Here is a 233-nt window from a genome sequence, read left to right as displayed (position 1 = left end):
AACGCCGATGTACTTGCTGATGTACTTGCACTTGTTGATGCTGACGTGCTTGCTGATGTACTTGCACTTGTTGATGCTGACGTACTTGCTGATGTGCTTGCACTTGTTGAAGCTGACGTACTTGCGCTTGTCGAAGCTGATGTGCTAGCCGACGTACTTGCGCTTGTTGAAGCCGATGTACTTGCTGATGTGCTTGCACTTGTTGAAGCTGATGTGCTTGCTGATGTGCTTGC

General features: G+C 48.9%; 1 protein-coding gene. It reads left to right on the top strand.

Features of this window, described 5'->3' with window-relative positions; translation table 11 throughout:
• A partial coding sequence (locus tag B7695_RS11240) for a hypothetical protein (protein WP_192855763.1) occupies nucleotides 1–233 on the top strand: 233 nt, incomplete at both ends.

Origin of the sequence: Streptococcus mitis (assembly GCF_002096845.1) — a bacterium.
In the GTDB taxonomy this organism is placed as follows: domain Bacteria; phylum Bacillota; class Bacilli; order Lactobacillales; family Streptococcaceae; genus Streptococcus; species Streptococcus mitis_A.
The sequence above is the reverse complement of the archived record's forward strand: the minus strand, read 5'-3'. Positions and strand labels throughout refer to the sequence as shown.